This window comes from Aeromonas sp. 25-AL00135 (assembly GCF_054052385.1).
This window is the reverse complement of record NZ_JBSTYQ010000004.1, coordinates 240,394-263,604: the sequence shown is the minus strand read 5'-3', so window position 1 is coordinate 263,604 and position 23,211 is coordinate 240,394. Positions and strand designations below refer to the sequence as shown.

Below are 23,211 nucleotides of genomic sequence, written 5' to 3'. Positions count from 1 at the left end.
GACCAGTAATGCAAATGGGGCAACCAGCATGGTTGCCCCATTTTTTGTTCCAACCACAATTTCAGTTCAATTTTTAATCTCATTTTCGGAGGGGTCATACAGCCCTTTGGTTTTCTATCGAATCTTGGTTAAAAACGAGATGCTGAAACAATTTTTGGTGTGCAGTCTTGTTGGAATCGAGATAGAATCTGCGTTCTATCGGGCTGGTACTGTGCGTTCTTTTGCCATGAGAAGTTCTGTTTCGTCGTTTAACACGCAATGAAAACATGGTGATACGCCATCAAAACATAACAATGCTGGAGGACATGATGACCAACAGCAAGCACAATCAGGTTAAAAGCAGCAAACTGGGGGCTGTAACCCAAGGGCGGTAGCCATAGCATTTGTCGCTAAATTGATTGAATAACACTCATCAATATGCATTCTGGTAATGTTAAAAGGTCCCTATTGCGCGGTCTTGTATTTTGGGCTCAGCACGCAACCGCATCCATATCAACTCCTCGCAAGAGAACGCATATCAATGAAAATTCTTGTTACCGGTGGTGCAGGCTTTATCGGCTCTGCTGTGGTGCGCCATATCATCCGTGATACTCAGGACTCCGTTATCAATCTCGATAAACTCATCTATGCCGGCAATCTGGAATCCCTGGCCGATGTATCGACAAGCGAGCGTTATGCGTTTGAGTAGGTGGATATCTGCAGTCGTGCTGAGCTGGAGTGGATGTTTTCCCTATACCACCGGATTTTATGATGCACCTAGCCATGAAGAGCTGTGAACTTGTTTGGCATTCAGAGGCTGATTTTGAGTTGGTCATTTTTAAAACCAATCAAAATGTTCCTTAATATCAAGAATCTAATCTATCTAATGAAAATAAATATTGGGGATGTTTTTTATGTTTAAAATAGAAAATGTGAGAATTGCTATTATCGGCTTGGGCTATGTTGGACTACCATTAGCTGTCGAGTTTGGTAAGAAAATTAATACAGTCGGTTTTGATATTAATCGCATGCGGGTTGCCGAGTTAGCAAGTGGTGCAGATTCAACTCTCGAATGCTCACCTGAAGAGTTGAAGTCTGCTGCTTTTCTTCGGTATAGCTGTGAACTAAATGATATTCTTGATTGTAATGTCTTTATTGTTACTGTTCCGACACCGATTGATCAACATAAGCAGCCAGATTTAAATCCGCTAATCAAAGCATCGGAAACTCTTGGTAAAGTGATCAAGCAAGGCGATGTTATCATCTATGAATCTACAGTCTACCCAGGCGCAACTGAAGAGGAGTGTATTCCCGTAGTAGAGCGCGTATCAGGCTTGAAATTTAACGAAGATTTTTTCGCTGGTTACTCACCAGAACGGATTAACCCTGGTGATAAACATCACCGAGTCACCAATATTTTAAAAGTCACTAGTGGATCAACCCCTGAAGTGGCGGAGTTCGTTGATCAACTTTACAAATCAATCATTGTTGCAGGTACGCACAAAGCTTCTTGTATTAAAGTTGCTGAGGCAGCAAAAGTTATAGAGAATACTCAGCGTGATGTCAATATTGCGCTGATCAACGAGTTATCGATTATCTTCAATAAGCTCGGTATTGATACCCTTGAAGTGCTTGAAGCTGCAGGGACTAAGTGGAACTTTTTACCATTTCGCCCTGGCTTGGTTGGAGGTCATTGCATAGGTGTCGATCCATACTATCTAACTCATAAAGCGCAAAGTGTCGGTTATCATCCTGAAATGATTTTGGCTGGACGTCGTCTCAATGATGGTATGGGTCAGTATGTGGTTTCTCAACTGGTGAAAAAAATGCTCAAAAAACGCATCCAAGTTGAAGGAGCTAATGTATTGGTCATGGGACTTACGTTTAAAGAAAACTGCCCTGATCTACGTAATACCAAAGTAGTGGATATTGTCTCTGAGCTAAAAGAGTACAACATTAATGTTGATATCATGGACCCATGGTGTTCAAACAACGAAGCCCAGAATGAGTATGGTTTAAGTCTGTGTGAACATCCCAAGGTAAACCACTATGATGCGATCATCATGGCAGTTGCACATAAAGAGTTTCGTGAAATGGGGGCGCAAACTATTCGCTCACTGGGCAAGAATGAACATGTTTTGTACGATCTAAAATACATTCTTGATAAGCAAAATATTGATATGCGCCTGTAAATAAAAATATATAAGCAAAGACTAAGCAAGAACAAGTGCTTGTTTAGTCTTTTAATTTTACATGATTTTTAATATAACAGGATCTGTCTATGTCTCAATACTTTAATGTTCAACAACAACTAATTAAATCCCCAAAAACTTGGTTAGTAACAGGTGTTGCAGGCTTTATCGGCTCTAATCTATTAGAGCAGCTACTAAAATTAAATCAAAATGTAATTGGTCTAGATAATTTTTCCACTGGATATAAGCATAACCTTGATGATGTGAAATCACTAGTCTCTGCTGAACAGTGGGCTAATTTTCACTTTATAGAAGGTGACATCCGTGACTATGCAACCTGCGAACAAGCTGTTCAAGGTGTCGATTATATTTTACATCAAGCAGCGCTTGGATCTGTACCTCGCTCAATTGCTGATCCACTCACCACGAATTCAGCCAACATTACTGGTTTTCTGAATATGCTGCAAGCTGCGAAAGAAGAACAAGTACAAAGCTTTACTTACGCCGCATCAAGCTCTACTTATGGTGACCATCCTGCTTTACCTAAAGTGGAAAACAATATAGGCAATCCGCTGTCGCCTTATGCTGTAACTAAATATGTGAATGAACTGTATGCAGGTGTATATGCTCGTGCTTATGGGTTTAGAACAATCGGTTTACGCTACTTCAACGTGTTCGGTCGTCGTCAAAATCCAAATGGTTCGTATTCTGCAGTTATTCCTAAATGGACAGCGGCAATGATAAAAGGTGAAGATATCTTCATTAATGGAGATGGTGAAACTAGCCGAGATTTTTGTTACGTTGATAACGTAGTACAGATGAACATTTTATCTGCAACAGCAGAACAGGAACATAAAAATGAGATTTATAATGTCGCTGTTGGAGATAGGACAACATTGAATGAGCTTTATTTTGCGATAAGAAACGCATTGAATGAAAATGGTATTATTTTTAGTAAAGATCCTGTTTATCGTGCTTTTAGAGTCGGTGATGTTAGGCATTCACAAGCTGATATCGGTAAGGCCAAAGATAAATTGCATTATTCAGATCAGATTCGTATTAATGAAGGGATAAGAAGAGCTATCAAGTGGTATATAAATAATATCTAGAACTAACATAGTTGGTATTTATCTTGTTGAAAAATGTGTTAAAAATTCTTTCGGGAAATGGATTAGCACAGCTAATCCAATTCTGCGGGTTATTTCTTTTGGTTCGATTATTTAATCCGGAGGAATTTTCAAGCTTAGCGATAGTCCAGTCAATAGCAACAATTGTTGCTGTGATGCTGTCTTGGCAACTACATCATGTAATACCACTTACTGCGGAGAAAAGAAAAAGGGAATTGGTATTTTCATCAATTTTCATGCAAATACTTTTGTTATCTATAGTTTTTATTTTTATCGCATTGTTAGCTAAAAGTTGCGAACTGGTATTTGGGGTGTTGCTGGGTTTGCTGCTTTCGTATTATAATTTGAACATATCATATTTAAGTTCAAATAAATGCTTTGGCTATATATCATTAGTAATGATAGCAAGGGCACTGTTTACTGTATTATTGCAGATTTTATTTTCTAAAGTGAAGTTGGAGTATTCGATAATATGGGCAGTATTACTGGCAGAAGTGTTGGTTCAATGCCTATTTGTTAATAACTATAGAGATATCATTTTTAATATAAAGTCCATTAAGCGAAAGCTTTTAAAGATATATAAAGAAAGAAAGGATTTTTATATCTATGGAAGTTTTTCAGAGCTAGTTGCCATTAGTGCATTTTTTTTACCATTATACTTTATAGATCACAAATTTGGAGAGATAGCATCAGGAAACTATGGCATGGCAAGTAGGTTAGTGTGGGCTCCAGTTGTATTAGTGTCCTCTAGTATCTGCCAAGTACTCTATGCGAAAATGGGTGATATGTCTCGACTGGAGTCTATTACCTATATTAGGAGTATTCGATTAATTAACGTTGTTATAGTATTGATATTTGTTTCATTATTAGCATTTCTCGTTCAACCTTTATACAGTATTCTATTAGGTGATAAGTGGTCTATAGCAATAAAGATGATACCTATTATGGTTGTATGGGGGATGATATTTCTTGCTACATCTGTATATAGGTTATCTTATAGGGTTTTTTCTATACAACGAAATCTACTTATGATTGATATGCTGTATCTAATATGTATGTATTTACTATTTATCATGATAAATAGTAATGAAATAGTGTATCTAACTTCAATTGTTGTGACTAATTTTATCTTTTCCGTGATTACTATCATATTGCTGCTAGCTAAAGTTGGTAAAGAATAACTTTTTGATTAAAGAAATATAATGTTTATAAATAAAAGTAGAAGTTGAGCAGGACTGAAAAAAGAAAAGAATAAGCAACGTTCGCGTTATATTAATCACAAAATTTAAGAAATTATTAGCTATGAAAAAATATAGTGTTTATAACAGGTTGATATTGCAATTTCCGATCTTTTTTTTCTTGGCTATACTTAGTATTCTATATTTAAATATATACTATGACGTTGCTATCTCAAATGTGAGTGATTCGGTTGAGCGTGTGGGGACATTGGTGAATTTACACGATCACAGAATATATATACAAGAACTTGAGTATCTTTCGAACAATGAAGTAAGTTACGAGCTAAATAATGATTTTGGGATTGCCTTCATTTACCATCTGATATATGAAAAAACACAAATATCTTCAGTTATTGATATTTATGTTTTTTCGCTTATATTTAATTTGATGGTTTTGTGGCTTGCATTTTTTTATTATAACAAAGTATGCTCTAGACATAAATTACCAGATTTAGCATGTTTAGTGTTTTTTTTAAATTTTTCTTTTGTTTATTTTATACAGCTTGTCAATAAAGATATGCTAACAATTTTTATCCTTATATATACTTTGTATTTTGGGATTAAAAGGCACTACATTAATATACTATTAATTATACCGATAGCTTTTTTGGTTAGGCAACAACTAGCATTATGCTTGTTTACGTTTTTGTTTCTAATTAATGTAAAGAATACTCTATTTTGGGTTATAATATCATATATTATAACATCATTGGCAGCTGGACATATTTCTGCAAATCTACAGTTAATCTCAGCAGAGAGTATGGGTAGTGGTTTTTCTAGTTTTTTGATGATGTTAAATAGCGAATACTATATTGGTAATTTACTACTAAACCCAGTGAGGGTAATTCAGTATTTTCTCAGTGTTCCACAATCATTGATTTATGTTTTCAGTGATGAGGGGTTAGATTTGGCGGCAGGATTAAGGGCATTAACATTACCCTTGGAAATATTATCATTTCTCTTTTTCTTTAGGTCTCTTTTTAATATTAAAGTGACATTGAATTCTGAGTTAAAGGTGTACTTCTTGCTAACGTATAGTTTTTTTATATGCTGGTTATTAAATCCCACAATAAATGCGCGTTATCTAATGTTGATATTACCTATAATGGTGCTTGGTTATTTTTATCAATCTGAGATAGTTAAGAAAAATGATAAATAAAATATTATATACAGGCTCATTCAGATATCCAGATATAGATGCAGCCGCATTTAGAGTCAATGGGGTTTGTAAATTATTTAGTGAACGTGGATGTGATATAGAAATCGCTGGATGGGAGAGTAATAATAAAACTTATACTTATGATGGTTATCAATGTCATCCCCAAAATGAGTTTAATGATGGAAGGGAAAGTAATGCCATCAGGCGACTTATTGGATTCATTTTTAGAGGTACTAAAACCTTTAAATGGATAAGAAAGAATAACAGGTTTGACTTGTATATTTTATATAACCCCCCAGCATACTTTTCATTGTTAATGTTATTATGGGCAAAATTATCTGGAAGAAAAATTGCTCTAGATATAACAGAATGGTATGAATCTTCACATCTTATCGGTGGTAAATACGGTCTAGTATCGATTGAAAATTGGATTAGAATGAAGATTGTTTATCCAATGTTCGATAATATCATAGTCATTAGCAAATTTTTGGAGGACTATTTTAAATCGAGGGGCTCTGTGAATGTCATGAGATGTTATCCTCTCAGCCACAATGCTTGCGATAGAGAGTCCTTCTTTAGTAAAGAAGTTGGTAAATCTACCATAGATTTTATTTATGCAGGTCAACCAGGGAAGAAAGATCTGCTCATTGATTTTATTAAAGGCATACATGAACTTGAAATTAAATTAGGAAAAAAAGTTATTTTTCATATAGTCGGCCCTAAAAAAGAAGCATTCCTTGATATGGCCCGAGAGAATGGTCTCAGTTTCGATAATGTGAAATCTAATCTAGTTTTCTATGGTTTATTAAGTCGAGAAAAAGTATTTGAATTATACAAAAAATCCGACTTTTCGGTTTTGTTTAGGGAAAATAAAAGATATGCAAAAGCTGGCTTTCCAACAAAGGGTATGGAAAGTCTAGTTAATGGTTGTCCAATTATACTCAATGATGTTGGTGATATTTCATTAGTAGTTAAAGATATCCATGGTGGAATTGTTTCACCGCCAGATAATATTTCTTTTATAGCAGACTCAATTATTAATCGACAGTTTGTAAGGAGTTCTATATCCAAAGATGCTATGAAATATTTCAGCCGTGAAAATTACACACATGAAATTAGTGCATTTATTAAAGGGGTGAGTTGTGTTCAGTATAGGAATTGATGCATCACGAAATCGTTCCGGAGGTTCAAAAGCACATTTGATTGGGGTGTTGGATTCAATTGAGCCTGATGGCGACGAATTTATAAAAATCCATCTTTGGACATATAAAGAACTGGCTAATAAAATTTCTAAGAAACCTTGGCTTGTTATTCATACACCTGATGAAATAGAAGGTAATTTACTAAAGCAGATTTTTTGGCAACGTTTTACGTTACCAAAAGAGCTACGGAAAAACAAAGTTGATATACTACTGTCTACAGATGCAGGAACTGTCTGTCGTTTTTCTCCGTCAGTTGTAATGAGCCGAGATATGTTGTCTTTCGAAGATGGTGAAATGGCAAGATATTTTTTCTCAAAGTCATGGCTCCGGCTTTTTTTATTAAAGTATCTTCAGATTTTCTCATTAAAACAATCTGTCGGGTGTATTTTTTTAACTAATTATGCAAAAAGTGTTATAAGTAAATATACTGGCCCTTTGAATAATGCCATTGTCATCCCGCATGGTGTAAGTGAGAATTTTAGACAGTTGCCACAAGATGAAATTGATATCATCAATCCAAAATTCATATATGTCTCAAATGCTGATAAATATAAGCATCAGTGGCATGTTATTGACGCTTTTTATCAATATAGAAAAGCGACTGGAAAAGATGCGCATTTAACATTAGTAGGAGCGGGAACTGGGCCGTGTGCCGATAAAGTTTTAAAGGCAATGTCAGACTTTGATGATGGAAGCCATTCGGTAACAATTCTTGATTTTATTGCACATTCCAATATACCTGATTTATTGAAAAAAAATGATATATTTATTTTTTCTTCAAGTTGTGAAAATATGCCAAATACACTTATAGAAGCAATGGCATCAGGTCTACCTATTATTTGTTCCAATAGAGGGCCGATGCCTGAAGTTATGAGTGAAAAAGGAATATTTTTTGATCCGGAGTTACCCGAATCTCTTAAAGCTGCAATGATTGAGATCTGTTCCAGCAAAATAATTGCAAGGGAGCAGGCTGCATTAGCATTTGATCTTGCTGCGAAGTATTCTTGGAACCGTTGTTCTAAAGAGACTTTAAAATATTTGATCGATACTGCCAATTTAGTAAATAGGTGAAACATGTCATCAGAAAGCAATAAAATTTGTTCCCGTTGTATTATGGATACTACTGATTCACAAATTAAATTTTCAAGTATAGGTGAATGCGATCACTGTAATAATTTTGACTTGAATATAATGCCTAACTGGCTTTCAGAGCAGCAAGGATATGCGGCCTTAATGAGTGCTGCTGAGTTGATTAAGAAGGAAGGAAGGGGTAAAGATTTCGATTGTATTATTGGTTTGAGTGGTGGCTTAGACAGTTCTTACACTGCCTATGTGGCCAAGGAAATTATGGGACTGAGGCCATTATTATTTCATGTCGATGCTGGATGGAATACCGATCAAGCTGTTGGTAATATTGAAAAGTTAGTTGATGGTTTGGGGCTTGACTTATATACCGAAGTAATCAACTGGGAAGAAATGAAGGACTTACAGGTTGCATTCCTAAAATCAGGTATTCCGGATCAAGATATTCCTCAGGATTGTGCTTTTTTCTCAGCGCTTTATCAATTTGCACGTAAAAATAAAATTAAATACGTTTTAACTGGCGGTAATTATTCAACCGAATGTTGTCGTGAACCAAATGAATGGGGGGCTTACCCTGGTATTGATAAAACCTTTATTGCTGATATTCATAAAAAGTTTGGAAAGCGTAAGTTAAAGAGTTTTCCTATTATTGATGTGTTAGTCTACAAAGTATTTCACCATCAAGTATTAGGTATGAAGGTCTTTAAACCATTAAACCTTGTGCCTTATATAAAGAAAGATGCTGAAAAATTATTACAGGAAAAATATGGTTGGTTGCCATTTCAACATAAACATCATGAGTCGCGTTTTACTCGTTTTTATGAAGATTATTGGATGCCACGTAAATTTGGTTATGAAAAACGTCGAGCGCATTTTTCAAGTTTAATTATGACTGGGCAGATGACGCGTGAGCAAGCTTTAGAGCGTATTGCGAAGCCTGAATTATCTGAAGAGTTCATGAAAAATGAGTTTAAATATATTGCAAATAAACTGGGTTTGACAGTTGATGAATTGCAAAATATATTTTATCAACCTAACAAAACTTATCGAGATTATAAAAATAAGCTTTGGTTGATTCAGCTTGGCGCTAAGTTAATTAATTTTCTGGGAATAGAAAGAAGACATTACAGATGATAGCACTCATTGACTATGGTATTGGTAATTTACAGGCTTTTTTGAATCTCTACGAGCGTTTACATATTCCGGTAATTGTCGCGAAGACTATAGAGCATATTGAACAAGCTGATAAGCTTATCCTCCCTGGTGTTGGCCACTTTGACCATGCTATGCAGCTTTTTAATGCATCTCCTATGAGAGATGCTGTAATTAACAGGGTGATCCATGACAAAGTACCAATACTAGGTATTTGTGTTGGCATGCAAATGCTCGCCTTTGCAAGTGAAGAAGGTATCGAACCCGGGCTAGGGTGGATTCCTGGGCATGTTCGTTCGTTAAAACATGTTTTAGCACATACTAACTTACCAATGCCTCATATGGGATGGAATGATGTTGTAGCGGATAAAAATGCACCATTGTTTAAGAACTTTGCGTCTGATGATGCACGTTTTTATTTTTTACATTCCTATTATTTTGAGCCTGAGCATTCTGATTTTTGTATCGCGCAATGTGATTATGGTATTTCTTTTAGCTGTGCTGTGAGCAAGGGTAATATATTTGGTGTACAGTTTCATCCAGAGAAAAGCCATCATTTTGGCGAGCAATTATTAAGGAATTTTGCGGAGTTATAATTATGCTCAGACCTAGATTAATACCTTGTTTGCTTATCCATGATAACGGTTTAGTTAAAACTACTAAGTTTAAAGATGCTAAGTATATAGGTGATCCGATTAATGCTGTTAGAATTTTCAATGAAAAAGAGGCTGATGAACTTGTTGTTTTAGATATTGATGCAACAGTTCAAAATCTTGAGCCAAATTATGAGCGTATCCGATTACTTGCTGCAGAGTGCCGGATGCCGCTGTGTTATGGTGGTGGTGTGAAAACGGTAGAACAAGCGAAGCGAATATCTTCTCTAGGTGTTGAGAAAGTTGCAGTTAGTGCTGCCGCATTGAATAATCCACAACTGATCTCTGAAATGGCTACTGAAATTGGTAGTCAGAGTGTTGTAGTCGTTTTAGATGTCAAGAAAAAATTGTTTAGTAAGAATTATGAGGTTTGGATTCACAACGGTAAACATAACACAAAATGTAATCCGCTCGATGTTATAACTAAAATGCAAGCTTTAGGTGCCGGTGAAATAGTTATCAATTTTATTGATCATGAAGGTACAATGAAAGGCATGCCGATGGATGTTATTAAGATGTTGAAATCGGTGTGTTTAGTTCCTTTTACTGTTATGGGGGGCGCTGGAAGTTTAGATGATCTTGGGGATGTTGTTTTCGAAAATGGTCTTTTAGGCGTTGCTGCTGGTAGTCTATTTGTTTTCAAAGGTTCATATCGAGCTGTTTTAATAAACTATCCTTCTCAAACTAAGAAATACGAAAAAATATATGGAAGATGTCATGTTTAATAATAAAATCCTCCTGATTACCGGTGGTACTGGTTCATTCGGTAATGCAGTGTTAGATCGTTTCTTGGAAACAAATATAAAAGAAATTCGCATTTTTTCTCGCGATGAAAAAAAGCAAGATGATATGCGTAAAAAATATAATAATTCAAAGTTGAAATTTTATATTGGTGATGTGCGCGATTATCGGAGTATTCTTAATGCTACTCGTGGTGTCGATTATATCTATCACGCAGCCGCGCTAAAACAGGTTCCTTCCTGTGAGTTTTACCCAATGGAGGCGGTGAAGACCAACGTATTGGGTACTGAGAATGTATTGGAAGCGGCGATTCAAAATGAAGTTAAACGGATTGTTTGTTTAAGCACCGACAAAGCAGTATACCCTATCAATGCCATGGGGATCTCCAAGGCGATGATGGAAAAGGTGATCGTAGCTAAATCACGTAACGTTGATCCGGCCAAGACAGTAATCAGTACTACCCGTTATGGCAACGTGATGGCTTCCCGTGGCTCGGTAATCCCCTTGTTCTTGCGTCAAATCATCAACGGTGATCCGCTGACCGTTACCGATCCAAACATGACACGTTTTATGATGACGCTCAATGATGCGGTCGATCTGGTGTTGCACGCCTTTGAACATGGCACCAACGGCGACATCTTTGTTCAAAAAGCACCAGCGGCCACTATCGATGTGCTGGTTAATGCGTTGCTGCAAATCACCAAAAAACCTGACCATCAGGTCAATGTGATTGGCACCCGCCATGGTGAAAAGCTCTATGAGGCCCTGTGTAGCCGTGAAGAGATGTTTGTGGCTGAAGATCAGGGCGGCTATTACCGTATTCCATCCGATAATCGTGATTTGAACTACTCCAAGTACAACGAAGAAGGTGAAAAGGATTTGTCGGCTGTTGAAGATTACAATTCTCACAACACCGAGCGTTTAGATGTAGCCGGTATGGTCAAACTGCTGCATAAACTCGATTTTATCAGGGATATTGAGGCTGGCAGTCTGATCGTGCCAGAAGGAGTATAAATGAAAATTCTTGTCACTGGCGCCAATGGATTTATTGGCAAAAACCTGCGGATATTTTTAGCCGAACAAGGCTTTACGGATGTGACATGTTTTGAGCAAGACCATTCTTATGCTGATCTCGCAGATATGGTTGCCAAAACCGAATTTGTATTTCATTTGGCTGGTGTGAACAGACCTAAAGATGAAATTGAATTTTCCCAAGGCAATACCGATTTAACCCAACGCCTGGTTTCCTTGTTAAGTGAGACTGGCCGCCGCATCCCGCTTGTATTAACGTCATCCATTCAAGCTGATCGCGACAATGCCTATGGAAAAAGCAAGGCGGCAGCAGAGCAAGTCGCTCTTGATTATATGCATCAAACGGGTAGCCAAGCGTATGTGTATCGCTTGGCCAATGTGTTTGGTAAATGGTGTCGCCCAAACTATAACTCGGCAGTTGCTACTTTTTGTTACAATACCGTGCATGATTTACCCATCAAAATACATGATGCTAATGCGCCTTTAGCGTTGGTCTATATCGATGATGTGTGTGCCAGCTTTATCAATTTGCTAAGGGATGATTATCAACAAGGTGGTTATAAAGACGTAGAGCCTGTTTATCACACCACTGTAGGGGCTGTGGCTGAGACTTTGCAGAAATTTAAACAAAGCCGGATTAACTTGACCACTGAAGAGGTTGGGATTGGGCTAATGCGAGCCCTATATTCTACCTATTTAAGTTATTTTTCACCCAGTGACTTTGCCTATACTGTACCGGGTTATACCGATCCACGTGGCAGCTTTGTTGAAATGTTAAAAACCCCATCTACAGGGCAATTTTCTTTTTTCACCGCTCATCCTGGAGTGACTCGTGGTGGCCATTATCATCACACCAAAAATGAAAAGTTTTTAGTGATTAAAGGGGTTGCGAAATATCGCTTTAAGCAGATCATTACCGGTGAGGAGTATTCAATCACCGTTGATGCTGATGAGAATAAAATTATCGAAACCGTACCAGGTTGGACGCACGATATCACTAATATTGGTAACGAAGAGTTAATCGTAATGCTGTGGGCAAACGAGATTTTTGACCGTAGCAAGCCTGACACTATTGCCTGCCCATTAGCATGAGCCTGTTGACTATGATGAAAAACAAAATGAAAGTAATGACAGTCGTGGGCACACGCCCAGAAATTATCCGTTTATCGCGAGTGCTAGCCGCGTTAGATGAACATTGCGACCATATCTTGGTACACACAGGCCAAAATTATGATTTTGAATTAAACCAAGTTTTTTTTGACGACCTTGGCGTGCGCAAGCCAGATTATTTTTTGAGTGCAGCAGGCAGCACCGGAGCTGAAACTATAGGGAATGTGATAATCGGAGTGGATAAGGTATTGGCTGAGGTTAACCCCGATGCCATGCTTGTGCTCGGTGATACCAACAGTTGTATGGCGGTCATCCCGGCCAAGCGCCGTAAAATTCCCACCTTCCATATGGAGGCTGGTAATCGCTGCTTTGATATGCGCGTACCGGAGGAAATTAACCGCCGCATTGTGGATCACACCGCCGATATTAATTTGACCTACAGCAGCATTGCTCGTGACTATTTACTGGCAGAGGGTATACCTGCTGATCGCGTCATTAAAACCGGTAGCCCGATGTTTGAAGTGCTCAACAACTATATGTCGCAGATTGACGGCTCAGATATATTAAGCCGCTTGCAACTCGAAGCACGCAAATTTTTTGTGATCAGCGCTCACCGTGAAGAGAACGTCGATTCACCAAAAAATCTGATAAAGTTGGGCCAGATTTTGAATGGTTTGGCTGAAAAATATGGCTATCCAGTGATTGTTTCCACCCATCCACGAACCCGTAAGCGTATCGAGGAGCAAGGGCTTGAGTTTAACCCCTTGGTACAGTTGTTAAAGCCATTAGGTTTTCATGACTATAACAAACTGCAGAAATCCGCCAAGGCAGTGCTCTCCGACAGTGGGACTATAAGTGAAGAATCTTCTATCATGAACTTTCCTGCGCTGAATATCAGGGAAGCCCATGAGCGCCCGGAAGCGTTTGAAGAAGCCTCGGTGATGATGGTTGGGCTCGAGATTGAGCGGGTATTACAAGCGTTACAGGTTTTGGACTCGCAACCTATGGGTGATGAGCGGTTATTACGCCCCGTATATGATTACAGCATGCCAAATGTTTCCGATAAGATCGTACGAATTGTGCATAGCTATCGGGATTATGTGATGCGTACTGTATGGAAACAGTATTAATGCTTAAACGTTTAGATTTGGTGATTATTAATCGCAGTTTCTGGCCGGTTTACCCTGTTATCGGTGAAGCGCTTATGCGCTTCGCCGAACAACAATCACTATCCAAAAACGTGGGTGTTATTTTGCAGGATCATGCCGGAATTAAAGCGTATCTTACACGCGAGAAGCGTGGCTTGGGTGTTAATTTTTACCCTTGTCATGCGCTTTCTGTTTCAGGTAGTAGCATTCTTCGTCGTGTAGCAGATGCTGTTTATTTCATGTTGTGGGTATTTTCCATTTTATTGCTTAAGCGTCCGAAGAAGGTATACGTTTCTACTGATCCTCCAGTATTGGTTCCTTTTATTGTAATGATTTATTGCAAGCTTTTTCGTGCGCAATTTGTTTATCACTTACAGGATATACATCCTGAGGCCGCGAATGTTGTCATGCCTGTTCAGCCAATGTTGTTTCGCCTGTTAAAGTCCATGGACTCACTTACAATGCGAAGTGCGGATTCGCTGATCACTATTACAGATCAAATGGCTGAACAAATAAAAGAGCGCTCTTCAACAAGAGTACCGATCAAAACTCTTGTTAATCCATCTGTTTCCTTTGAGCATGTTATTGTTCCTGATGTTAAAAAGGTTGGCTTTACCTTTTGTGGCAATGCGGGACGCTTGCAACGTATACCCCTGATAATCCAGGCGATTGATCAGTATTGTCAAGCTGGTGGGACATTACCCTTTGTATTTGCTGGGGCTGGCGTATATGCTGGTGAGTTGGAGAAGCTTGCGGAAAAGCATGTCAATGTTACCTACAAAGGGTTGGTTTCTGCATCAGAAGCCGCACAGTTAAGTGCTGACTATGAATGGGCACTACTGCCCATTGAGGATGACGTAACTAAATTTGCATTTCCTAGCAAGTCTTCGTCTTATATTCTTGCCGGAGCAAAGATTATTGCTGTTTGTGGTTGTAATACCAGCGTTGCAAAATGGGTAACAACAAATGCTATTGGTGTCGTTGTTGAACCCTGCGTTGACTCACTACGCCAATTTTTCTTTGCCATTGAACATGATGAATATAGTAATGTGCAGCTCAACATGGATCGAGATATCTTGAAAGCTCGCCTAGGCTTTGATGTATTTGTGAATGATTTGACTGAGTTGGTTGTGGGTGATAGAGGACTTGAACATGGCTAAGGTTCTACTTACCGGTGCGACAGGTTTCGTTGGTTCAACTTTGCTAGCAAGGCTAAAAAAACAGTCAGAAATTCAAGTGGTTGTGACTACTAGGAAAGATACACCCGAGACTGATGTAAACACTATCTTTGTCGGTGACGTTAATGGTGCTACGGATTTTTCTGTTGCACTTAGAGATACCGATACGGTTATTCATTGTGCTGCTCGAGCTCATATTATGTCGGACGATGTTCCTGACCCATTGTCTGAATACAGACGAGTCAATGTCGCCGGAACTTTGAATCTTGCACAGCAAGCTGTAAAGTATGGAGTCAAACGATTTATTTTCATCAGCTCAATTAAAGTCAATGGTGAGTCAACAACAAGTAAGCCTAAATTCACTGCATTTGATATACCAGCACCTTTAGATGCATATGGACAATCGAAGATGGAAGCTGAGCAAGCGTTGTTCGAACTGTCTCGAGAGACAAGCATGGAAGTTGTTATCATTCGGCCAACTTTGGTCTATGGACCTGCAGTTAAAGCAAATTTTGCATCGCTTTTGGGTATTGTCTTGAAAGGTATCCCACTTCCTTTCGCATGTATTTGTAATAATAAGAGAAGCTTGGTTTCGGTTACGAATTTAGTTGATTTGATCATTACTTGTATTGAACATCCTAAAGCTGCAAATCAAACTTTCTTGGTTTCAGATGACCATGATGTTTCAACATCAGAGATGGTCCGTGAAATGGCGATAGCACTTGGAAAACCAACGTGGCAAATACCTGTTCCTGTCTGGTGCTATGCGGTGGCTGGTAAGCTATTTAGCAAGTCGGATATAGTGGATAGATTGACCGGCTCATTGCAGGTTGATATCACCCATACGAAAGAAACCCTAGATTGGATACCCAAAGAAACAATGCAAGAGGGGTTTAAAAAAACAGCAGTTGCATTTCTTCAATCAAAAAGTAGCAGGTAATCATGTTTCGTCTCTTAGATTTTCTCGCCGCATTATTCGGTCTACTGTTGTTATGGCCAGTGTTGCTCATCGTTAGCTTTATTGGCTTATTTGACACAGGTTCCCCCATTTTTGTACAAGAACGTGTTGGGCGTTACAAAAAACCATTCAAGTTGATTAAATTTCGTACTATGTCGGTCGATACCCAGTCGGTGGCGAGCCACTTGGCGAGCACAAGTTCGATCACCAAGTTAGGTGCCTTTCTACGCAAGACTAAAATTGATGAACTTCCACAACTAATCAATGTGCTTAAAGGTGAGATGAGTTTGGTTGGGCCGAGACCTAATCTCTTTAATCAGGAGGAGCTGATAAATGAGCGGGATGCCTTAGGGGTTTATGAGGTGTTACCTGGGATTACCGGCTTGGCACAGGTACAAAATATCGATATGTCGACCCCTGCATTGCTTGCCAAAATAGATCGGCAGATGATTGATACCCTCACCTTAACTAGCTACTTTCGTTATATCATCATGACTGCAACTGGTTGCGGTGCAGGCGATGCAGTTGGATCCAAATAATCTTGTACCGAGTAGCTTCACCTTATCTTACTTACCGCTATTAACGAGATGATGCCATTATGTTGACCTCTTTCTTGGCTATACCCCGTGTTTATAAACGGGGAATTAGCGTCTGTGCTGATCTGCTATTGCTAACTTTGGCATTCTGGGGCGGTTATTGGGTACGCCTTGATGACAATATTCCATTGCAGAGTCTGCTGCACTGGCAAATGCTGGCGTTGTTACTACCGATCACTATCGTTATATTCATACGGTTGGGGCTGTATCGCGCTGTATTGCGTTATGTCGGTTTCAAGGTGTTGTGGACTGTGTCGCTTGGTGCTCTACTTTCCACGATGTCGTTGGTTATGCTGGCGTTTTTTATGGGTGTTCCACTTCCTCGTACTGTTTCTGTTATCTATTTTGCTTTTTCGGTGTTGCTGATCGGTGGGGTGCGGCTGTTTTTCCGGGCTCTGGTTCAGCGAAGTGGTCAGCAACGAGTGGCGGTACTGATTTATGGTGCAGGTTCTTCTGGGCGGCAGTTGCAACTTGCGTTGAATCAAGGTCAGGAGTACCTGCCAGTGGCGTTTGTCGACGATGATTCCGCATTGGTAAAGACCGTGATTCAGGGGGTGAACGTTCACAGTACTGACGCTATCGAGGCATTGATTGAGCGCTTTGATATTAAAAAAATCTTGCTGGCTATGCCGAGTGCTTCTCGTAGTGTCAGGCAAGCGGTGATCAATCGACTGGAGCAGTGCCCATGTGAGGTTCTCTCTATCCCTGGTATGGCAGATCTGGTTGAGGGAAATGCTCATATCGATGAGCTTAAAGAGGTCAGTATTGAGGATTTGCTGGGGCGTGATGCTGTTGCCCCGATCCCTGAACTGATCAATGCCAATATATCTGGTAAACGGGTAATGGTGACGGGAGCGGGCGGCTCCATCGGTTCTGAATTGTGTCGCCAGATAATCCGTTGCAACCCTGCGCAACTAGTGTTGTTTGAACTTTCTGAATATGGTCTATATGCCATTGATAAAGAGTTGCAAGAAATAAGCCGGCAAGAAGGGTTGCAGGTTGAGATAGTGCCACTGCTGGGGTCGGTGCAGCGGCAACATCGTTTGCAAGCGGTGATGAGTACCTTCCAGATCCAGACGGTTTACCATGCAGCGGCTTACAAGCATGTCCCTTTGGTTGAATACAACGTGGTTGAGGGGGTGCGCAATAATGTTTTTGGCACTCTTTACTGTGCTCAGGCGGCTATCAGAGCCAAGGTTGAAACCTTTGTTTTGATTTCGACTGATAAGGCGGTGCGTCCCACTAATACCATGGGTACCACCAAGCGATTGGCAGAACTGGTGCTGCAATCGTTGGCAGCTGCGCAGCAGAAAACCCGCTTTTGTATGGTGCGTTTTGGTAATGTTCTGGGCTCTTCAGGTTCTGTTGTGCCACTGTTTCGTAAGCAGATCCGCGATGGTGGCCCTTTGACTTTGACCCACCCCGACATCATTCGTTATTTCATGACCATTCCCGAGGCATCGCAATTGGTGATCCAGGCGGGAGCCATGGGGCAGGGTGGGGATGTGTTTGTGTTGGACATGGGAGAGCCAGTGAAGATCATTGATTTGGCGCACCGGATGATTCGTTTGAGTGGCCTGAAGCTCAAGAGCGACAAATACCCCACAGGTGATATCGAGGTTAAAATCACCGGCTTGCGCCCCGGTGAGAAGCTATTTGAAGAGTTATTAATTGGTGAGCAGGTTGAGGGCACTGCCCATCCCCGGATAATGAAAGCCTCAGAATCGATGTTGCCATGGCCACAACTGCGGGCGTTTTTGGCCGAGCTCGATAGCGCGTGTTTCCGCTTTGATCATGAGCAGATCCGTAGCCTGCTGTTAAGTATGCCTACCGGTTTTAATCCTACCGACGGGATCTGTGATCTGGTGTGGCAGGCAAAAAATACTTTGTCGCATGAACCTAGCCTAGGTGTGGTCGAGGACATTGATTTTCTTAATTCAGAGAGTCATCAGCCGATGCATTAAACGGCTTGCCTTACGGCACGCACCATTTTGCGTGAATGATGGGGTTGATAAATGGACAGAGGGACAACATGTTGAGGATCAATAGCTTGTTTGGGCCGACGCTATCCTCCGTCCCCATCAGGGACAATGCGCTTTCAGTGTGTGGCTTTCAACCATGTATTGTAAGTCACCCTTATATTGCAGAAATTATCGCTTAAATATGTTAAAAATCCTCGTGACCGGTGGTGCCGGCTTTATCGGTTCTGCCGTGGTGCGCCATATTATCCGTGATACCCAAGATTCCGTTATCAATCTCGATAAACTCACCTATGCTGGCAATCTGGAATCCCTGGCCGATGTATCGTCAAGCGAGCGTTATGTGTTTGAGCAAGTGGATATCTGCAACCGTGCCGAGCTGGATCGGGTGTTTGCCCTGCACCAGCCGGATGCCGTGATGCATCTGGCTGCCGAAAGCCATGTTGACCGCTCCATCACAGGCCCGGCTGACTTTATCGAGACCAATATCGTCGGCACCTATATGTTGCTGGAAGCGGCTCGCGCTTACTGGAACGGTCTGGACGAGGTACGCAAGGCGGCTTTCCGCTTCCACCATATCTCCACTGACGAGGTATATGGTGATCTGCCCCATCCGGATGAAGTGGCTGCCGATGAACCATTGCCGCTTTTTACTGAGACCACCCCCTACGCCCCCAGCAGTCCCTATTCTGCCTCCAAGGCTTCCAGCGACCATCTGGTGCGCGCCTGGCGCCGCACCTATGGCCTGCCCACGATGGTCACTAACTGCTCCAACAACTACGGCCCTTATCACTTCCCCGAGAAGTTGATCCCGCTGGTCATCCTCAATGCGCTGGATGACAAGCCGTTGCCGGTCTATGGCAAGGGCGACCAGATCCGTGACTGGCTCTATGTGGAGGACCACGCGCGCGCGCTTTACAAGGTGGTAACCACGGGCTTGGTGGGGGAGACCTACAATATCGGCGGTCATAATGAGAAGCAGAATCTGGAGGTGGTACACACCATCTGCGATTTGCTGGACGAGATGGTGCCGAAAGCGAGTTCTTACCGCGATCAAATCACCTATGTGGCGGATCGCCCAGGTCACGATCGCCGCTATGCCATCGATGCGACCAAGATGAGCAGTGAGCTTGCTTGGCAACCGCAAGAGACCTTTGAATCCGGTATTCGCAAAACCGTGCAGTGGTATCTGGATAACCAGCAGTGGGTCAGCAACGTCAAGAGCGGCGCCTACCAATCTTGGATTGAACAGCACTATTCCTCTATTGAACAAAACGATGGGGAGCGTGCCTGATGCATATTCTGCTGTTTGGCAAAAACGGCCAGGTAGGCTGGGAGCTGCAACGAGCACTGGCACCACTGAGCCGCATCACTGCGGTAGATTTTGACTCCACTGACTATTGCGGCGATTTCAGCAATCCGGCGGGGGTGGCCGACACTGTACGTCTGATCAAGCCGGACGTGATTGTCAACGCCGCGGCCCATACTGCAGTCGACAAGGCCGAAAGTGAGCGGGAGTTTGCCGAGCTGCTCAACGCGACCAGCGTGGCAGCGATAGCCAAAGAAGCGGAAGCATTGGGTGCCTGGCTGGTGCATTACTCCACCGACTATGTATTCGATGGCAGCGGTGAGCGGCCCTGGGTGGAAACCGATGCAACCGCCCCGCTTAACGTCTATGGCGAAACCAAGCTGGCGGGTGAGCAAGGGGCCGCGCTTTGTTCCCGTCACCTGATCTTCCGCACCAGCTGGGTTTACGCCGCTCGGGGGGCCAACTTTGCCAAGACCATGCTGCGCTTTGGCAAAGAGCGTAGCGAGATGTCGGTCATCAATGACCAGTTCGGTGCCCCGACCGGTGCCGAGTTGCTGGCCGATTGTACTGCCCATGCTCTTCGCGTGGCGCAGCGCAAACCCGAGGTCGCCGGGCTGTACCATCTGATTGCCTCCGGTACCACAACCTGGTTTGATTACGCCCAGCTGGTGTTTGCCAAAGCCAGAGAGGCCGGGGTTGAACTGGCAGTGACGCAACTCAATGCGGTGCCGACCAGCGCTTTCCCGACCCCGGCCAAACGCCCCCATAACTCCCGCCTTGATACTGGCAAATTCCAGCGCACCTTCGATCTGGTGCTGCCGGAGTGGACCGTCGGTGTAGAGCGGATGTTGACCGAGATCCTCGGCAAGTAAATCCCTGGTCAGGGATGTGTTGAGTGCATCCTTGGCTGGCAAGAGATAAAACGTAAAAGGTGTGGCTGCAAGCCACCTTTTTCTTTTGCAATTTAAAAATAAGAAACAAGCATCATGACCAAACGTAAAGGCATCATTCTGGCCGGTGGCTCAGGCACCCGTCTCTATCCGGTCACCATGGCGGTGAGCAAGCAGCTGCTGCCCATTTATGACAAGCCGATGATCTACTACCCGCTCAGCACCCTGATGCTGGCCGGTATTCGCGATATTTTGATCATCAGCACACCGCAAGATACTCCTCGCTTTGAGCAATTGCTTGGGGATGGCAGCCAGTGGGGGCTGAACCTGCAATACAAGGTCCAGCCAAGACCGGACGGGTTGGCACAAGCCTTTATTCTGGGTGAAGAGTTTATCGGGTCAGACCCCTGTGCGCTGGTGCTGGGGGACAACATCTTCTACGGTCACGACTTGCAGAGGCAACTGGAGGCCGCAGCGGCCAAAGAGAGTGGCGCTACCGTCTTTGCCTACCATGTGCATGACCCCGAGCGTTATGGGGTGGTGGAATTTGATAAAGAGGGTACCGCTATCTCTCTGGAGGAGAAGCCACTGGAGCCAAAGAGCAACTATGCGGTCACCGGCCTCTATTTCTATGACAACAGTGTGGTGGAGATCGCCAAGAGCCTGAAGCCGTCCCTACGTGGGGAGCTGGAAATAACAGATCTCAGCAATCACTACCTTGCAACAGGGCAATTGACGGTCGCCATAATGGGGCGCGGCTATGCTTGGCTTGACACCGGCACTCATGAAGCCCTGATTGAAGCGAGCAACTTTATTCAGACCATCGAAAAGCGTCAGGGATTAAAGGTTGCGTGTCCAGAGGAGGTCGCCTTACGCAAGGGATTTATCGATGCCGACCAGTTGAGATCGCTTGCCAATCCGCTGGCGAAAAATGGATATGGTCAATACCTGCTACGGTTGCTCACCACGCGGTCTGATTTGTGACGCAAGGCTGTGTTCTTAAAGTGATAATTATAAAATCTCAAATCTCAAATCTCAAATCTTCTCAACAGCTTAAGACACTGTGCAGTGTCCCGTCGTTATCAGTTGACCGATGAGCAATGGGGGCTTATCGAGCCCCTTCCTCTATGCTGCCGCATAAGAGGACTCCCTACTCGTGAGCCACGCCAAGTGCTTGATGGTATTCTCTGGATACTTCACACCGGCGCACCCTGGCGAGATCTACCAGAACGTTTTGGCCCATGGAGCTCGGTCTACAACACCTTTCGACGTTGGCTGATACAGGTCATATCGATGCCATACTTGCTGCGCTGCGCTGCGCTGCGCTGCAACTGCATCTCAATGAAGAAGGGCTTATCGACTTTGACCTGTTCCAATGTCAGGGCATCAAAAGATGCTGCCGGATCGCCTAAAAAAGCACTCCGGTAAATCAAGCTCTTGGTCGCTCTCGTGGTGGTTTTGGCAGCAAAATTCACTTGGTCACTCATGGTAATGGTTTACCGCTGGGGTTTTGCCTTTCGCTGGGGCAATCAGCAGAAATCAGATATGCGATAAGTGCGTTGGTCATGGCAAGGATCCCGACTTCATCAGGCCTTTATCGCACTCGGCCAACTTATCTTGCCGCAGATAAGGCCTATAGCAGAAGGGCTCTGCGGGCTGAACTCCGGAGTAGAAAGATAAAAGTGGTTATCCCGCAACGCAGCGACCAGCAACGGCCCCATAAGGGACGTCCACTGGTGCTAGACAAAGCTCGTTATCGTAGGAGAAATGTGGTCGAACGGTGCTTCGGATGGCTGAAAAAGTTTCGCCGATCCTCAACGCGGTATGAAAAGCTGGCGGGAAGTTTTGCTGCCTTTCTGCCTTCGTTACTTACGGGAACTATTGGTGGACAGAAAACCAGCATTTTGAGAACGCAGCCTAACCAAGTGCCCGGATTTAGTTGACCACTACACATTGGGCTGGGCCGCCAGCACAGGAGGTTACGATAGCAGCACAGTGCAAGATATCATGCCGAGGTCTGTCGAACGTCGCTTTGGGGATGTATTGCCTACATTCCCAGTAGAGTGGCTGACAGATAATGGTTCGGCGTATCGAGCCTATGAGACCCGAGCGTTTGTACGAGAAATCGGGTGGTAGCAGAACAACGGCGGTGAGAAGTCCACAGAGCAACGGAATGGCGGAGAGCTTCGTGAAGACGGTGAAGCGCGACTATATCGAGATGATGCCAAAACCGGACTGCGGTAGGCAATTTAGCCATCGCGTTCGAGCATTACAACGAGCACTACCCGCACAGTGCCTTGGGATACCGCTCACCTCGGGAATTTCTGCGCAGTTGGGTATCACAACCCTAAGCGGGAAAAGTGTTTGGAACTATGGAGTCAAATCAACTGGACTGAGTTCCTTTCCTCCTGTGATCTACTATTCGGAACCGCTATTTAGAGAAATTTGCGAGCAGAAGGAGAAGCTGTCAAGCTACTGTTCTGAT

General features: G+C 42.5%; 19 protein-coding genes and 3 pseudogenes. All 22 read left to right on the top strand.

Annotation, left to right across the window (positions count from 1 at the left end; translation table 11 throughout):
- Window positions 1-520 precede the first annotated feature (520 nt).
- A pseudogene (locus tag ACW5XC_RS05360) lies at window positions 521-771 on the top strand (NAD-dependent epimerase/dehydratase family protein); the annotation flags it as partial.
- A gap of 122 nt (window positions 772-893) precedes the next feature.
- A complete protein-coding gene (gene tviB / locus ACW5XC_RS05355; RefSeq protein ID WP_042053032.1) occupies window positions 894-2,171 on the top strand; it encodes a Vi polysaccharide biosynthesis UDP-N-acetylglucosamine C-6 dehydrogenase TviB in 1,278 nt (425 codons plus the stop codon).
- An 89-nt stretch (window positions 2,172-2,260) separates the two neighbouring features.
- On the top strand, window positions 2,261-3,280 hold the full coding sequence (locus ACW5XC_RS05350) for an NAD-dependent epimerase/dehydratase family protein (protein ID WP_074042670.1): 1,020 nt from the start codon (window positions 2,261-2,263) through the stop codon (window positions 3,278-3,280).
- A 23-nt stretch (window positions 3,281-3,303) separates the two neighbouring features.
- The gene (locus ACW5XC_RS05345) at window positions 3,304-4,479 is read left to right on the top strand and encodes a lipopolysaccharide biosynthesis protein (RefSeq protein WP_143182590.1); all 1,176 of its coding nucleotides are present in this window, start codon (window positions 3,304-3,306) and stop codon (window positions 4,477-4,479) included.
- Window positions 4,480-4,600: 121 nt separating this feature from the next.
- Window positions 4,601-5,695 (top strand): hypothetical protein, encoded by a 1,095-nt coding sequence (locus ACW5XC_RS05340; RefSeq protein WP_042052992.1) that lies wholly within the window; start codon window positions 4,601-4,603, stop codon window positions 5,693-5,695.
- The gene (locus tag ACW5XC_RS05335; RefSeq protein ID WP_080771371.1) at window positions 5,685-6,857 is read left to right on the top strand and encodes a glycosyltransferase; all 1,173 of its coding nucleotides are present in this window, start codon (window positions 5,685-5,687) and stop codon (window positions 6,855-6,857) included. Before ACW5XC_RS05340 ends, ACW5XC_RS05335 begins: the two co-directional genes overlap by 11 nt.
- The gene (locus ACW5XC_RS05330; RefSeq protein ID WP_074042672.1) at window positions 6,838-7,968 is read left to right on the top strand and encodes a glycosyltransferase family 4 protein; all 1,131 of its coding nucleotides are present in this window, start codon (window positions 6,838-6,840) and stop codon (window positions 7,966-7,968) included. The genes ACW5XC_RS05335 and ACW5XC_RS05330 overlap by 20 nt, the downstream gene beginning before the upstream one ends.
- A 3-nt stretch (window positions 7,969-7,971) precedes the next feature.
- Entirely contained in the window at window positions 7,972-9,114 is a 1,143-nt protein-coding gene (locus ACW5XC_RS05325; protein ID WP_042052993.1) for an N-acetyl sugar amidotransferase, read from the top strand.
- A complete protein-coding gene (gene hisH / locus ACW5XC_RS05320; RefSeq protein WP_042052995.1) occupies window positions 9,111-9,728 on the top strand; it encodes an imidazole glycerol phosphate synthase subunit HisH in 618 nt (205 codons plus the stop codon). Before ACW5XC_RS05325 ends, hisH begins: the two co-directional genes overlap by 4 nt.
- A 2-nt stretch (window positions 9,729-9,730) precedes the next feature.
- On the top strand, window positions 9,731-10,510 hold the full coding sequence (locus ACW5XC_RS05315) for an AglZ/HisF2 family acetamidino modification protein (RefSeq protein WP_042052998.1): 780 nt from the start codon (window positions 9,731-9,733) through the stop codon (window positions 10,508-10,510).
- Window positions 10,503-11,540 (top strand): polysaccharide biosynthesis protein, encoded by a 1,038-nt coding sequence (locus ACW5XC_RS05310; protein ID WP_042052999.1) that lies wholly within the window; start codon window positions 10,503-10,505, stop codon window positions 11,538-11,540. Before ACW5XC_RS05315 ends, ACW5XC_RS05310 begins: the two co-directional genes overlap by 8 nt.
- Entirely contained in the window at window positions 11,541-12,650 is a 1,110-nt protein-coding gene (gene wbjC / locus ACW5XC_RS05305; protein WP_042053000.1) for a UDP-2-acetamido-2,6-beta-L-arabino-hexul-4-ose reductase, read from the top strand.
- Window positions 12,651-12,661: 11 nt separating this feature from the next.
- Window positions 12,662-13,798 carry a non-hydrolyzing UDP-N-acetylglucosamine 2-epimerase gene (gene wecB / locus ACW5XC_RS05300; protein WP_235695387.1) on the top strand — a complete coding sequence of 379 codons (1,137 nt, stop codon included), beginning with the start codon at window positions 12,662-12,664 and terminating at the stop codon, window positions 13,796-13,798.
- Entirely contained in the window at window positions 13,783-14,976 is a 1,194-nt protein-coding gene (locus ACW5XC_RS05295; protein WP_236727553.1) for a glycosyltransferase family protein, read from the top strand. The genes wecB and ACW5XC_RS05295 overlap by 16 nt, the downstream gene beginning before the upstream one ends.
- On the top strand, window positions 14,969-15,934 hold the full coding sequence (locus ACW5XC_RS05290; protein WP_074042673.1) for a UDP-glucose 4-epimerase family protein: 966 nt from the start codon (window positions 14,969-14,971) through the stop codon (window positions 15,932-15,934). The genes ACW5XC_RS05295 and ACW5XC_RS05290 overlap by 8 nt, the downstream gene beginning before the upstream one ends.
- A 2-nt stretch (window positions 15,935-15,936) precedes the next feature.
- On the top strand, window positions 15,937-16,491 hold the full coding sequence (locus tag ACW5XC_RS05285; protein ID WP_042053002.1) for a sugar transferase: 555 nt from the start codon (window positions 15,937-15,939) through the stop codon (window positions 16,489-16,491).
- A 59-nt stretch (window positions 16,492-16,550) separates the two neighbouring features.
- Window positions 16,551-18,512: a polysaccharide biosynthesis protein gene (locus ACW5XC_RS05280; protein WP_042053004.1), complete on the top strand. Its 1,962-nt coding sequence runs from the start codon at window positions 16,551-16,553 to the stop codon at window positions 18,510-18,512.
- Window positions 18,513-18,711: 199 nt separating this feature from the next.
- Window positions 18,712-19,821: a dTDP-glucose 4,6-dehydratase gene (rfbB, locus tag ACW5XC_RS05275; RefSeq protein WP_042053005.1), complete on the top strand. Its 1,110-nt coding sequence runs from the start codon at window positions 18,712-18,714 to the stop codon at window positions 19,819-19,821.
- Window positions 19,821-20,708 carry a dTDP-4-dehydrorhamnose reductase gene (gene rfbD, locus ACW5XC_RS05270; RefSeq protein WP_042053006.1) on the top strand — a complete coding sequence of 296 codons (888 nt, stop codon included), beginning with the start codon at window positions 19,821-19,823 and terminating at the stop codon, window positions 20,706-20,708. Before rfbB ends, rfbD begins: the two co-directional genes overlap by 1 nt.
- A gap of 114 nt (window positions 20,709-20,822) precedes the next feature.
- Window positions 20,823-21,710 carry a glucose-1-phosphate thymidylyltransferase RfbA gene (gene rfbA, locus ACW5XC_RS05265; RefSeq protein WP_042053007.1) on the top strand — a complete coding sequence of 296 codons (888 nt, stop codon included), beginning with the start codon at window positions 20,823-20,825 and terminating at the stop codon, window positions 21,708-21,710.
- 84 nt (window positions 21,711-21,794) lie between these two features.
- A pseudogene (locus tag ACW5XC_RS05260) lies at window positions 21,795-22,634 on the top strand (IS5 family transposase).
- 33 nt (window positions 22,635-22,667) lie between these two features.
- A pseudogene (locus ACW5XC_RS05255) lies at window positions 22,668-23,077 on the top strand (integrase core domain-containing protein); the annotation flags it as partial.
- Window positions 23,078-23,211: the final 134 nt, after the last annotated feature.

Bases quoted from the DNA above. Each gene is read 5' to 3' on its own strand.
- tviB (WP_042053032.1), top strand. From the start codon at position 894: ATGTTTAAAATAGAAAATGTGAGAATTGCTATTATCGGCTTGGGCTAT.
- ACW5XC_RS05350 (WP_074042670.1), top strand. From the start codon at position 2,261: ATGTCTCAATACTTTAATGTTCAACAACAACTAATTAAATCCCCAAAA.
- ACW5XC_RS05340 (WP_042052992.1), top strand. From the start codon at position 4,601: ATGAAAAAATATAGTGTTTATAACAGGTTGATATTGCAATTTCCGATC.
- ACW5XC_RS05335 (WP_080771371.1), top strand. From the start codon at position 5,685: ATGATAAATAAAATATTATATACAGGCTCATTCAGATATCCAGATATA.
- ACW5XC_RS05325 (WP_042052993.1), top strand. From the start codon at position 7,972: ATGTCATCAGAAAGCAATAAAATTTGTTCCCGTTGTATTATGGATACT.
- hisH (WP_042052995.1), top strand. From the start codon at position 9,111: ATGATAGCACTCATTGACTATGGTATTGGTAATTTACAGGCTTTTTTG.
- ACW5XC_RS05315 (WP_042052998.1), top strand. From the start codon at position 9,731: ATGCTCAGACCTAGATTAATACCTTGTTTGCTTATCCATGATAACGGT.
- ACW5XC_RS05310 (WP_042052999.1), top strand. From the start codon at position 10,503: ATGTTTAATAATAAAATCCTCCTGATTACCGGTGGTACTGGTTCATTC.
- wbjC (WP_042053000.1), top strand. From the start codon at position 11,541: ATGAAAATTCTTGTCACTGGCGCCAATGGATTTATTGGCAAAAACCTG.
- wecB (WP_235695387.1), top strand. From the start codon at position 12,662: ATGATGAAAAACAAAATGAAAGTAATGACAGTCGTGGGCACACGCCCA.
- ACW5XC_RS05295 (WP_236727553.1), top strand. From the start codon at position 13,783: ATGGAAACAGTATTAATGCTTAAACGTTTAGATTTGGTGATTATTAAT.
- ACW5XC_RS05290 (WP_074042673.1), top strand. From the start codon at position 14,969: ATGGCTAAGGTTCTACTTACCGGTGCGACAGGTTTCGTTGGTTCAACT.
- ACW5XC_RS05285 (WP_042053002.1), top strand. From the start codon at position 15,937: ATGTTTCGTCTCTTAGATTTTCTCGCCGCATTATTCGGTCTACTGTTG.
- ACW5XC_RS05280 (WP_042053004.1), top strand. From the start codon at position 16,551: ATGTTGACCTCTTTCTTGGCTATACCCCGTGTTTATAAACGGGGAATT.
- rfbB (WP_042053005.1), top strand. From the start codon at position 18,712: ATGTTAAAAATCCTCGTGACCGGTGGTGCCGGCTTTATCGGTTCTGCC.
- rfbD (WP_042053006.1), top strand. From the start codon at position 19,821: ATGCATATTCTGCTGTTTGGCAAAAACGGCCAGGTAGGCTGGGAGCTG.
- rfbA (WP_042053007.1), top strand. From the start codon at position 20,823: ATGACCAAACGTAAAGGCATCATTCTGGCCGGTGGCTCAGGCACCCGT.